Origin of the sequence: Shimia litoralis (genome assembly GCF_005518135.1) — a bacterium.
GTDB lineage: Bacteria > Pseudomonadota > Alphaproteobacteria > Rhodobacterales > Rhodobacteraceae > Shimia_E > Shimia_E litoralis.
The window spans coordinates 116,526-128,605 of sequence record NZ_SULI01000008.1; the positions used below are offsets into that span (position 1 = coordinate 116,526).

The following is a 12,080-nucleotide window of genomic DNA, read 5'->3' on the forward strand; positions in this document are numbered from 1 at the left end:
ATCGAAGGGAAAGAAGATGAAAAACCTTAAGAAAAGACGCCGTATTCAAGTGATCCTGATTGCGTTTGTCGCGCTGGCGATCTCTACGGGCTTGATCGGATATGCGATGCAGGATGGCATTAACTTTTTCCGCTCGCCAAGCCAAGTTGCGGATGAACCGCCAAGACCAAGTGAAGTCTTTCGGATTGGTGGACTGGTGGAAGAGGGCACGCTTGTGCGTGGCGAAGGGGAAACCGTGCGCTTTAACGTGACAGATGGCGGCGCATCTATTCCGGTGACATTCAAAGGGGTCTTGCCTGACCTGTTTGAAGAAAATCAGGGGATGATCGGCACTGGAAGTTACGTGAACGGCGTCTTTGAAGCCTCTGAAATTCTTGCAAAACATGACGAAACCTACATGCCAAAAGAAGTGGTGGATGCGCTGAAAGAACAAGGCGTCTATCAGGAGCCTGACGCGGGATCGTAAGAGGTTTCGCGGCCCTCAAGTCATCAGAAAATCCAAGATCATTTTGGCCCGTACAGTTTTGTGCGGGCCATTTTTGTGTCTTGGGACCACTGGCAGCGCACGCTGGCCTGAACCGGTGTTAACCTGTTGCGGGCACCTTGATTGGCAGAGCAATGGACGAGGATGTCATGAAAGATGTGCAAGATATCGCAAGAGAGATTGTCCAACGAGAAGGTGGATTTGTTGACGATCCCGACGATCCGGGCGGGGCGACAAAATTTGGTGTCACGATACATACCTTGCGTCGGCTGGGGATGGATATTGATGGCGACGGGGATGTCGATGTCAACGACGTGCGTCAGCTGAGTGTTGCGCAAGCCCAAGAGATTTTCCTGAAGCACTATTACGAGCGCCCCCGGATCGGAATGCTACCGGACTGTCTGCGTGCCAGCGTGTTTGATATGTATGTGAATGCGGGGGCGCAGGCGGTGAAAATCCTGCAACGCCTTTTGGGCGAAATGGGGGTTCCGGTTCAGGTGGACGGCGTCATTGGTGCGCAAACCATTGGTGCGGCAAAAAAAATGGCCAAGCTTGCACCGGATCATTTGGCAGACGCATACGGGATATCGCGGCGGAATTACTATTTCCGCTTGGCTGACAAGCGCCCCAAAAGCCGGAAATATGCGCGGCGGCAGGATGGCGGCAAAGGGGGCTGGATCACGCGGGCCGAGACATTCATTTCTCGCCGCTATCACCTCAGCGACGCGGAATTTCAACAAAGGGTGTCACTATGGGTGTGATTGAAAAAATCCTTGGGGTGATTTTTGGCAACGGACGTAATCTTGTGAAAGATACTGCAGAGGTGTTTCGCGAAAATGCCGAATCCGGGGCGCAGCGTGGTCAGCAGCTTCAGATCGCGGCGATGCAATCTTTTGTAGAGGAGTTTTATCCGGAACAGAGGGGATGGTTCGACCGGGCCATGGATGGTGTAAACCGGTTGCCGCGTCCATTGATGGCGATGGCGTGTTTGGGAATGTTTTGGGCGGCCATGGTGGATCCGGTTTGGTTTTCGGAAAGGATGGTCGGGATTGCGCTGGTGCCAGAGCCGCTTTGGTGGTTGCTGGGCGTCGTTGTCAGTTTCTATTTTGGGGCCCGCCATCAGGCCAAAGGACAGGATTTTCAAAAATCTATTGCTGCGTCAATGGCACGTGTGCCTTGGGTGGTAGATCAGCTTGAGGGGCTTGAGCACAGGCGGGTTCCGGATGCCCCGCGACGAGGAGCGGTTGCGGTACAGAGCGACGAAAATCCGGCGCTCGCAGATTGGAAGAAACAAATCTAGGGCAGGGCGCGACATTGTGATCGATCGAAGGTGACGAAAGTCATTGGCCCCGCGGCTTTGGCGGCATATATGTCAGGCATGATTATCGAGCTTGGCCACTTTGCCCTTATTCTCGCTGCTTTCACCGCATTGGTGCAGGCGGTTGTTCCGCTGATTGGTGCCCACAAACGCTGGCCTGGCTGGATAGCCGTCGCCGAGCCGGCTGCAAGAATCCAATTTCTCCTGACGCTGTTCTCGTTCTGCGCGTTGACCTATGCCTTTGTCGTGTCCGATTTCTCGGTGCGATTGGTGGCGTTGAATTCGCACTCTCTAAAACCGATGCTATATAAAGTCAGCGGCGTTTGGGGAAACCACGAGGGCTCTATGCTGTTGTGGCTGCTGATTTTGACGCTGTTTGGGGCCATGTTGTCTTGGTTTGGTGGAAACCTGCCGCCAACGCTTAGGGCGCGCGCGCTGGCCGTACAGGCTGCAATCGGGCTGGCGTTTTTCGGCTTTATTCTATTTACATCTAACCCGTTTTTGCGTTTGGGCGTGCCGCCTTTTGATGGCGAAGGCCTGAACCCGTTGTTGCAAGACCCGGGTTTGGCGTTCCACCCTCCGTTTCTCTATCTGGGCTATGTAGGCCTATCGATGGCGTTCTCATTTGCCGTTGCTGCCTTGATCGAAGGGCGTGTGGATGCCGCATGGGGGCGCTGGGTGCGCCCGTGGACATTGGCGGCGTGGATCTTCCTGACCATTGGTATCGCTCTGGGGTCATGGTGGGCCTATTATGAACTGGGTTGGGGCGGATTTTGGTTCTGGGATCCGGTAGAAAACGCATCGTTTATGCCATGGTTGCTGGCGGCAGCCCTGCTGCACTCGGCTGTGGTCGTTGAAAAACGCGAGGCCCTGAAAAGCTGGACCATCCTATTGGCCATCTTGGCCTTTGGGTTCTCGTTGATCGGGACATTTATTGTGCGTTCGGGTGTCATCACATCTGTACATGCTTTTGCAAATGACCCGGAACGTGGTGTGTTCATTTTGGCCATTCTGGCAGTGTTTATGGGCGGTGCTTTGACGCTGTTCACGGCGCGGGCCAGTTCCATGGAGGCCAAAGGCGTGTTTGGTATGGTCAGCCGTGAAAGCATGCTGGTGGTTAACAATATTCTGTTGGCTGTTGCCTGTTTCGTGGTGTTCATTGGCACGATCTGGCCGTTGGTGTCCGAAATTTTCTTTACCCGTAAACTGAGTGTGGGACCGCCGTTCTTTAATATGGCCTTTACGCCGTTCATGGTTCTGTTGGGCATCGTTATGCCTGTTGGGGCTATGTTGCCGTGGAAACGGGCCAATATCAGGCGGGCGATGAGACCGCTGGTGCCCGCGTTTGTGTTTGCGCTGGCATTGGCCGGATTGGCGTGGTCGTTGCAAACAGGCCGGAGCCTCTTGGGCCCTGTCGGTTTGTTCCTTGGCGCGTGGCTGGTGTTTGGGGCTTTGGTTGATCTGATGACTCGCACCGGGCGCGGCGCCGTTGGACGGCGTTTGGCACGTTTGGGCCGTCTGCCGCGGGCTGACTGGGGCAAGGCGTTGGCGCATGCGGGGTTTGGCGTGACCATCTTTGGGATCGCTGGATTGACGGCATGGGAACAAGAAGACATCCGTGTGGCGTATATCGGCCAACCGTTTACGGTCGGCGCCTACGAGCTGACTTTGAACGATGTGCGCGAGGTTCAGGGGCCGAACTATGTCTCGACAATGGGGGATGTGACCCTCAGCGAGGGAGGCGCGGTGGTTGCCACGCTTAATCCTGAAAAACGTGTGTATCCGGTGAAATCCATGCCCACCACCGAGGCTGCGATTGATTACCGGTTCTTGCGGGATGTGTATGTGGTTGTCGGCGAGGCCCAGAATGACGGGGGCTATACGATGCGGACCTATATCAAGCCTCTGACCAACTGGATCTGGATGGGCACCTTGCTCATGGCGCTTGGCGGGATCTTTAGCTTGTCTGACCGTCGCTATCGTGTGGCGGCAGGGGCCCGCAAGACATCCGCAAAAGGAGTGCCAGCAGAATGAAGCGTTTGCTGTTGATTGTTCTGCTGGTCGCATCGCCTGTTTGGGCGGTGCAGCCGGATGAGGTGCTTGACGATCCCGTGCTTGAACAGCGCGCGCGCGAGCTGTCAAAGGACCTGAGATGTCTTGTGTGTCGAAACGAAAGCATTGATGAGTCAAATGCCGATTTGGCGCGTGATCTTCGGTTGCTTGTGCGTGAACGTCTCGTGGCGGGTGACAGCGACAGTCAAGCGATGGCCTTTATTGTCGACCGCTATGGGGAATATGTGTTGCTGCGTCCGCAAACGGGCGGGTCCAATATGTTGCTTTGGGCGGCCGGTCCGATGATGCTGTTGATTGCTTTGATGACCGCAATTATGTACCTGCGCCGCCGAAGTGTGTCGACAAGCCCTGCCGAGTCCGGATTGTCAGACGACGAGAAGGCACGCTTGTCCAAAATTCTCGAAGACTGACGTTCGGTTTCACTATTTTCCACACGACAAGACCCGCTATGTTTGGCGGACATATGCATGAGGGCGCCATGGACTATCAAACGATTACGCTTGAGATCACCAATCGAACTGCGGTTCTGACGTTGAACCGCCCTGAGAAATACAATGCGCTGACACAGCAAATGCGCGCCGAGATCGCCTATGCTGTGCCAGAAGCCGCTGCAAATGCGCGTGTCTTGGTGATCACAGGTGCCGGAGCAGCGTTTTGTTCGGGACAAGACCTTGGCGATGGGGGATCGGCCGCGACAATGGATTTGGAGCGCGGTTTGCGGGATGAATACACCCCGATGATCCGCGCGATATCCGAATGCAAAATTCCAACGATCTGTGCGGTGAACGGGCCAGCAGCCGGGGCAGGGGCGAACCTTGCGTTGGCGGCGGATGTCGTGATTGCGAAAGACTCGGCCTATTTCATGCAAGCCTTTTCAAAGATTGGTCTCATTCCCGATGCAGGCGGCACCTATGTCATGCCCCGCACTATGGGGATGGCCAAAGCCATGGGGGCGGCGTTGTTCGCAGACAAGATCAGCGCGCGTCAAGCCGACGAATGGGGGCTGATCTGGGAAGCTGTAGCAGATGATGTGTTCGAAGAAACCTGGAAGGCGCGTGCGGCACATCTGGCCGACGGACCGACCCAAGCCTATCAGCATATCAAACACGCCATCCGCGATAGCTGGAACAAGGATTGGGACGGTCAGATGGCGCAGGAGGCCAAATTGCAGGGACGTTGCGGAAAGACCCGCGACTTCCAAGAGGGTGTCGTGGCCTTTCTGGACAAACGCCCCGCAAAATACGAAGGCCGCTAAGGTCGCGCCACAAGAGAGATCGCCGCAAGCACATCCGCGGCGATCGTGTTCTCAACGATGACCGCATCAAATCCATTTAGGGCGATTGTGGTATGGCTGCCGTTTTGCACGGTGGTCACGGTAGGCGTCGTCACGGATGCATCGTAAAAGATAACGATTTCTTCTGCATTGGCACCTGTTTCAAGATCTGTGATGACAGCTTGGTTTGTGCCATCGAAATGTTCGGAGTGCAGCGCGAAATCATCATCGCCGCTCCCACCTGTCGCGGTGTCATTCATGCCGATGTTCAGCAAATCATCCCCGTCGCCGCCCACCAGCACATCCATGCCGCTGGTATCGTCATCAAGTTTTATTTCCAAATCACTGATGCCGCTCAGGTCGTTGCCGTTGTCTTGCAGGGTGCTCAGATCATCCAGAGTGACCTCGCGGTTCAAAAAGTCAGCCCCATAGAGCGTGTCGTCGCCAGCGCCGCCTTCCAGAGTGTCAGCGCCGCGGCCGCCAAACAACAGGTCATCGCCCACATCCCCTTGAACAAGGTCCGCACCGCCCGCGCCGGTCAGGTGGTCATCACCACCCCCGCCTTGGAGTGTGTCATCGCCCCAACCGCCGTCCAGAACATCGCGCTGATCGCCGCCGTCAAGCGTGTCGTTGCCATCATTCCCGTCCAGCGCATCACGACCAGTGTTGCCTTTGATGATGTCGTTGCCTTGATTGCCAGAGAGGGTGTCATCACCTTCTTCGCCACGCATCAGATCATCGCCTGCGCCGCCCTTAAAGGCGTCATCTCCGGCGCCCCCAAGGATCGTGTCTGCGCCATTGCCCCCTGTGCCTTGATCATCGCCATCGCCCGCGCGGAGCAGGTCATTGCCCTTTTCGCCGTCGATGGTATCGTCACCGCCCTTGCCAGCGATGGTGTCATTGCCGTCGCCGCCCTCAAGCAGTTCGGCACCGTTGGTCCCAATAATCGCGCGATCATCTTCTTGCGTTGTCTGATCATCACTGTCGTTTGAATCATCATCGTCATCGTCGAAAATTTCGAACAGCACCCACCCAAGAAGCACTGTCGAAAGAACAGCCCCTGCAACTAACATCCCAAAATCTCCTGAACACAATTGTGCCAAGTTTTTGCCACAATTGGCAAAAAGTCAAACTTTTCAAATAATTGTGGTGTTTTCCGAAACAATTCAAACCATTAGAGACTGACCGTTTCTGAAAATGTCCTAATAAATAGTTAACGCGCCCGCAGAATCTCTGGGGCGCGTTACAATGAGGCTTAAGGGCGGGTGATCGACCTTAGCGGTTTTCGATGTCTTCATAGTTGCGTTCAGTTTCACCAAGGTAAAGCTGACGTGGACGACCGATTTTGTTTTGCGGATCGCCGATCATTTCTTTCCACTGCGAAATCCAGCCAACTGTACGCGAGAGCGCAAAGATCGGTGTGAACATAGAGGTCGGGAAGCCCATCGCTTCGAGAATGATACCCGAATAGAAGTCAACGTTCGGGAACAGCTTCTTGTCGATGAAATACGGGTCATTCAATGCTGTGTGCTCAAGTTCCTTGGCAACCTGCAGCAGTGGATTGTCATCGACACCCAGAAGTTCCAGAACTTCGTCGGCTGATTGCTTTAGAACCTTGGCGCGTGGATCGGTGTTTTTATAAACACGGTGACCAAAACCCATCAGGCGGAACGGATCGTCCTTATCCTTGGCACGTGCAATGAATTCCGGAATCCGGTCAACGGTTCCGATTTCACGCAACATTTCCAGACATGCTTGGTTTGCGCCGCCGTGGGCAGGGCCCCAAAGACACGCAATACCGGCCGCGATGCACGCAAACGGGTTGGCACCAGATGAAGACGCAAGACGTACAGTCGATGTGGACGCGTTTTGTTCGTGATCCGCATGCAATGTAAAGATCCGGTCCATGGCGCGGGCCAGAATTGGATCAACATTGTATTCTTCGGCAGGCACCGAGAAACACATGTGCAAGAAGTTTGCCGCATAATCCAGATCGTTGCGTGGATACACAAACGGTTGCCCGATTGAATACTTATAAGCCATCGCAGCAATTGTTGGCAGCTTGGCGATCAAACGAATGCACGCGACTTCGCGCTGCCAAGGGTCGTTGACGTCTGCACTGTCTGCATAGAACGCCGACATTGCCCCCACAACGCCGACCATGGTCGCCATTGGATGCGCATCGCGACGGAAACCGCGGAAGAAGTTATGCATTTGCTCGTGCACCATTGTGTGGCGCGTGATGCGGGTCTCAAAATCTTCAAGTTCTTTTGCGGTGGGCAAGTTGCCGTACAAAAGCAGGAAGCAGACTTCGAGATAGTGGGATTTGCCAGCCAATTGATCAATCGGATACCCGCGGTGCAACAATTCACCTTTGCCGCCATCGATAAAGGTGATGGTCGAGTCGCAAGATGCAGTGGATGTAAAACCAGGATCATAAGTGAACACGCCAGCCTGAGCATACAGCTTGCGGATGTCGATCACATCCGGGCCCAGTGTTGGCGAAAATATCGGCAGCTCGTGCGACTGGCCATCAATGGTCAGAGTCGCCGTTTTGTTCGTGTCAGACATTCTTGTTCCCTTCCTCTCGTGCCCATAGCGCGGACCGCTTGGGCGTTGTGTTCCAGCACAAGGTTAAAGGCGGATTATCCGCCTTCGGCCTGCGCATTGAATTCTGCTGCGTCGGTCAGGCGTGCGATGGTTTCATCGCGGCCCAAAACCAGCATCATGTCGAATACACTAGGGGTCGCTGTGCGTCCTGCGAGCGCAGCCCGCAAAGGGCCGGCCATTTTGCCGAACTTGATCTCTTTGTCTTCTGCAAAAGAGTTCGTGACCGCCTCTAATCCGTCTCGGGACCAGCTAGCATTTTGCAGATGCGGCGTCAATTCTTTCAGTATACCACGGGATACCATGTCGAGGTTCTTGAGCGCCTTGTCATCGGGCACAATTGGGCGATCTGCCAGAATAAATTGAGCTTTTTCAAGGAAAGACGGGAAAATCTTGGCTTTGTCCTTGAGACAGTAAACCGCACTTGCGAGATCATTTATTTTGGCCTCAGTCAGGGCCGGCTCGCCGATAGACTGCAAAAATGCCTGAAGTTCTTGCAGCAGTGCAGCATCGTCCATGACTGCGAAATGTTGACCACACAGGTTTTCCAGCTTTTTGGTGTCAAATCGTGCGGGGCTTTTGCCGATTCCCCCGAAATCAAACCATTCTTTGGCTTGGGCATCGTCAAAAAACTCGTCATCGCCGTGGCTCCAGCCCAAACGCGCGAGATAGTTGCGCATGCCAGCGGCCGGATATCCCATCGCTTGATATTCCTGCGCCCCAAGTGCCCCGTGCCGTTTCGACAGCTTTTTACCGTCAGCGCCGTGGATCAAAGGAATATGCGCCCAGACCGGCACGTCCCATCCCATTGCAGTATAGATCATCATTTGGCGGGCCGCATTGTTCAGATGGTCATCACCGCGGATCACGTGCGTCACGCCCATGTCGTGATCATCCACCACGACGGCCAACATATAGACCGGCGTCCCATCAGAGCGCAGCAACACCATATCATCAAGCTGGTCATTGCGGATGGTGACATCCCCCTGAACTTGATCTCGAATGACTGTGACGCCGTCCAGTGGGGCTTTGATCCGCACCACATATGGCGCTTCAGGATGTGTGGACGCGTCGGCGTCGCGCCACGGGCTGCGGTACATTGTAGACGTTCCATTGGCGCGGGCTTCGTCGCGGAATGCGGCGATTTCGTCCTGCGTGGCGAAACACTTATAGGCCTTTCCGGCGTCCAGCAATTCATGCGCAACCTCGGCATGTCGCTTGGCGCCTTCAAACTGGCTGATGACATCGCCGTCGTGGTCCAGTCCCAGCCAATCCAAGCCTTGCAAAATTGCTGCGGTGGCTTCTGGAGTTGAGCGCTCGCGATCTGTGTCTTCAATGCGCAACAGGAATTTTCCGCCACGCCCACGGGCATAAAGCCAGTTGAACAGCGCCGTGCGGGCGCCGCCAATGTGGAGGTAACCGGTGGGGGAAGGGGCGAAACGGGTGACGACCTGGCCTGTCATGAGCGGATTAACCTTTTAGTAACCGAGGGGGGACTAGCGTTGAGGCCTGTCTAGCGACCTGCCTAAGAGAGGACAAGGCTTGCGCGTTGCGGCTCGGATCGGATCGGCCTTACTGGCCCAACGGGGGCATCTGTTTTGTTGGGTGCCTGTGTGGCTTGGCGTAGGCATTGGGGTGTACTTCTCTATGCCTGTGGAACCGGGTTTGTCGACGGGTGGGGTCGCGGTCCTGTTGGGGGGCTCCGCATTTTGGGGGCTGCGCAGGCTACGACAGGAGGCCGCCCCGGTTTTTTGGGCCGCTATATGGATCGCAATCGGGTTTTGCCTTGGGATGGGGCGCGCGCATCTGGTGGCTGCGCCTGTTCTTGACTGGCGATATTACGGCGCCGTTGAGGGTCGCGTTGTCGCCGTCGACCGGTCTGCCAGTGATGCCGTACGACTGACGCTGGACGATCTGCGTTTGGATCGGATGGCGGCCCAAAATACCCCGCGCCATTTGCGCGTCTCGTTGCATGGGGTGCAGCCCATTACACGGTTCGACGCCGGATCACGCGTGATGATGACGGCCTTTCTGTCTCCGCCGCCTGGTCCAGTGGAGCCGGGTGGCTTTGATTTTCAACGGCACGCATGGTTTCAGGGGCTTGGCGCGATTGGCTATACGCGGGCACCTGTGCTTCGGATTGCGCCCGCCACAGGTGCGCATGTGTATCGGATGCGACAGAGTATTTCGTGCCGTATTCAATCACGGCTTTCGGGGGATGTCGGGGGATTTGCCGCCGCCGTCACCACCGGTGATCGCAGCGGGATGTCGCAAGATGCGCTGGATGCGCTGCGCGTGTCGAACATGGCGCATTTGCTGGCCATATCGGGCCTGCATATGGGGTTGTTGGTGGCGTTTGTGTTTCTGGTGATCCGATCGATCTTTGCTCTGATCCCCGCGTTTGTTCTACGTATTCCCAGCAAGAAAATCGCAGCAGGCGTCGCGTTGATGGCCGCGGTGGGATATCTGGCGTTGTCCGGTGGCAATGTTGCAACCGAACGTGCCTTTATCATGGCGGCGGTGGGATTGGTGGCGGTGATGCTGGATCGCAGGGTGCTCAGTTTGCGCGCCGTCGCCTTGGCCGCAACGCTTGTCTTGGTTCTGCGGCCAGAATCCCTATTGGGACCGGGGTTTCAGATGTCATTTGCAGCGACAACCGCGTTGATCGTGGTGTTTGCGGCGCTGCGCGATTGGCAGATCACATTTGGCCCCGCATGGGTGCGCCCCGTTGCGACCGTCGCCTTGTCGTCGTTGGTGGCGGGCGCGGCAACGGCACCTGTGGCGGCGGCCCATTTCAATACCGTGTCGCACTATGGTTTGCTGGCCAATGTTGTGTCAGTGCCCGTGATGGGATTGATCGTGGTGCCGTGCGCGGTGATTGCCGCCTGCCTGTCGCCGTTTGGGCTTGCCAAAGTGGGTTTATGGGGCATGGGGGCTTGGACTCGACTGGATTTTGAATGTGGCACAAGCTGTGGCGGCACTGGACGGTGCGCGCGGCTTTGTGCCCAGCCCGTCTTGGGGGGTGCTGCCGCTTCTGGCTCTTGGGGCAATCTGGATGATATTATGGCAGGGCAGGGCGCGTTGGATCGGGGTGCTGCCTGTCCTTGGGGCGATTTGGTATTGGGGGACGCAAGAGCGCCCGCTGGTACTTGTGGCCGATACGGGGCGGGTTGTCGGGGTGATGACCGAAAACGGCCGCGCGATTAGCAAACCCAAAGGGGGTGGGTTTGTTGTGCGCAACTGGTTGGAAAATGATGGCACGCCAACCTCGCAAGCCAAGGCGGCCTTGCTTTGGCCCGAGACCATCGATCTGGCGGGGAAATCTCTGAGGATTGTGCAGGGCAAGCGCAACATTGACGCTTTTACTGGCTGCAAGTCATCCGAAATTCTCGTGATGTCCCACACGCTCTCGCAAGATTATCCCTGTGAAATCCTCAATCCAAAGACGCTTGCGGCCACGGGTGCGATTGCATTCATTGTAATCAATGGTCACCTTAGGGTGACCTCGGCACGCGAGGTCAGTGGCCGGCGATTGTGGAACGATCCTGATGTACGTCACACCCGTGATCGCCAAACCCAGATCAATAAGTACGGATCAAACCCACAAGACAGCCCTGAACCTTGACCTTGTCTTCGGGATACACGCGGGTTTCATAGGCCGGGTTGGCCGCCTCGAGCGCAATCGAGCTGCCGTTATGGAAAAAGCGTTTCAACGTGGCCTCTTGGTCTTCTACCAAGGCCACAACGATATCGCCACTATCGGCAGTGGGCGTTTCACGGATAATGACCACATCACCATCATTAATACCCGCCTCGATCATCGAATCCCCTTTGACTTCAAGGGCATAATGGCTGCCGCCCGAGCGCAACATCTGACCGGGCACTGCCACATGGTGATCGACATGACTGATGGCTTCGATGGGGACCCCTGCCGCGATCTTGCCCATGACAGGAAGCTCGCGGGCGTGCATCTGCACATCCTCCATGGTGACATTGGCAGGTTGTGACGGAGATGGGTGTGGGCCATCAATCACACGCGGCTGAAAATGACCGGTTGGGGCGCTTGGGGCCCCGCCCATAGATTCGGGCAGTTTGACAACCTCGATAGCACGGGCACGGTGGGCCAGACGGCGGATAAATCCGCGTTCTTCCAAGGCGGTGATCAAACGGTGAATCCCGGATTTCGACCGCAGATCCAGCGCATCTTTCATTTCGTCAAAACTTGGTGGAACGCCATCACGCTGTACACGTGTGTGAATGAACTCGAGCAGATCCAGTTGTTTTTTCGTCAGCATTTCAGGCCCTCCGCGAACATATTACTGTTT

At 56.0% G+C, this 12,080-nt stretch carries 12 protein-coding genes; 8 read left to right on the forward strand and 4 right to left on the reverse strand.

Features of this window, described 5'->3' with window-relative positions; translation table 11 throughout:
* The first annotated feature begins 16 nt into the window (after positions 1-16).
* The 6 genes from ccmE (at position 17) to FAP39_RS09010 (ending at position 5,130) form a co-directional block, all read left to right on the forward strand.
* Positions 17-466, forward strand: a complete 450-nt coding sequence (gene ccmE / locus FAP39_RS08985) for a cytochrome c maturation protein CcmE (protein ID WP_138016063.1) — start codon at positions 17-19, stop codon at positions 464-466.
* A 167-nt stretch (positions 467-633) separates the two neighbouring features.
* The gene (locus FAP39_RS08990; protein ID WP_138016064.1) at positions 634-1,245 is read left to right on the forward strand and encodes a holin-associated N-acetylmuramidase; all 612 of its coding nucleotides are present in this window, start codon (positions 634-636) and stop codon (positions 1,243-1,245) included.
* The gene (locus FAP39_RS08995; RefSeq protein ID WP_138016065.1) at positions 1,236-1,784 is read left to right on the forward strand and encodes a holin family protein; all 549 of its coding nucleotides are present in this window, start codon (positions 1,236-1,238) and stop codon (positions 1,782-1,784) included. Before FAP39_RS08990 ends, FAP39_RS08995 begins: the two co-directional genes overlap by 10 nt.
* Before the next feature lie 78 nt (positions 1,785-1,862).
* The gene (locus FAP39_RS09000; protein WP_138016095.1) at positions 1,863-3,836 is read left to right on the forward strand and encodes a heme lyase CcmF/NrfE family subunit; all 1,974 of its coding nucleotides are present in this window, start codon (positions 1,863-1,865) and stop codon (positions 3,834-3,836) included.
* On the forward strand, positions 3,833-4,285 hold the full coding sequence (locus tag FAP39_RS09005) for a cytochrome c-type biogenesis protein (RefSeq protein ID WP_138016066.1): 453 nt from the start codon (positions 3,833-3,835) through the stop codon (positions 4,283-4,285). The genes FAP39_RS09000 and FAP39_RS09005 overlap by 4 nt, the downstream gene beginning before the upstream one ends.
* A 68-nt stretch (positions 4,286-4,353) precedes the next feature.
* Entirely contained in the window at positions 4,354-5,130 is a 777-nt protein-coding gene (locus FAP39_RS09010) for an enoyl-CoA hydratase-related protein (protein WP_138016067.1), read from the forward strand.
* Here FAP39_RS09010 and FAP39_RS09015 read toward each other — a convergent pair.
* From FAP39_RS09015 to gltX, 3 genes are all read right to left on the reverse strand, one after another.
* Positions 5,127-6,221, reverse strand: coding sequence for a calcium-binding protein (locus tag FAP39_RS09015; RefSeq protein ID WP_138016068.1), 1,095 nt, complete (start codon positions 6,219-6,221; stop codon positions 5,127-5,129). The genes FAP39_RS09010 and FAP39_RS09015 overlap by 4 nt on opposite strands.
* Before the next feature lie 202 nt (positions 6,222-6,423).
* Complete coding sequence (gltA, locus tag FAP39_RS09020; protein WP_138016069.1) at positions 6,424-7,719, reverse strand: citrate synthase; 1,296 nt, start codon at positions 7,717-7,719, stop codon at positions 6,424-6,426.
* Positions 7,720-7,793: 74 nt separating this feature from the next.
* Positions 7,794-9,218, reverse strand: coding sequence for a glutamate--tRNA ligase (gene gltX / locus FAP39_RS09025; protein WP_138016070.1), 1,425 nt, complete (start codon positions 9,216-9,218; stop codon positions 7,794-7,796).
* Between the two features lie 79 nt (positions 9,219-9,297).
* On the opposite strand from gltX, the gene FAP39_RS09030 reads away from it, so the two are divergent.
* Both FAP39_RS09030 and FAP39_RS17970 read left to right on the forward strand, forming a co-directional pair.
* Complete coding sequence (locus tag FAP39_RS09030) at positions 9,298-10,962, forward strand: ComEC/Rec2 family competence protein (RefSeq protein ID WP_342777181.1); 1,665 nt, start codon at positions 9,298-9,300, stop codon at positions 10,960-10,962.
* Positions 10,937-11,380 (forward strand): hypothetical protein, encoded by a 444-nt coding sequence (locus FAP39_RS17970; RefSeq protein WP_342777182.1) that lies wholly within the window; start codon positions 10,937-10,939, stop codon positions 11,378-11,380. The genes FAP39_RS09030 and FAP39_RS17970 overlap by 26 nt, the downstream gene beginning before the upstream one ends.
* On the opposite strand, the gene lexA is transcribed toward FAP39_RS17970, so the two are convergent.
* The gene (gene lexA / locus FAP39_RS09035; protein WP_138016071.1) at positions 11,337-12,050 is read right to left on the reverse strand and encodes a transcriptional repressor LexA; all 714 of its coding nucleotides are present in this window, start codon (positions 12,048-12,050) and stop codon (positions 11,337-11,339) included. The two genes, FAP39_RS17970 and lexA, sit on opposite strands and share 44 nt — an antisense overlap.
* Positions 12,051-12,080: the final 30 nt, after the last annotated feature.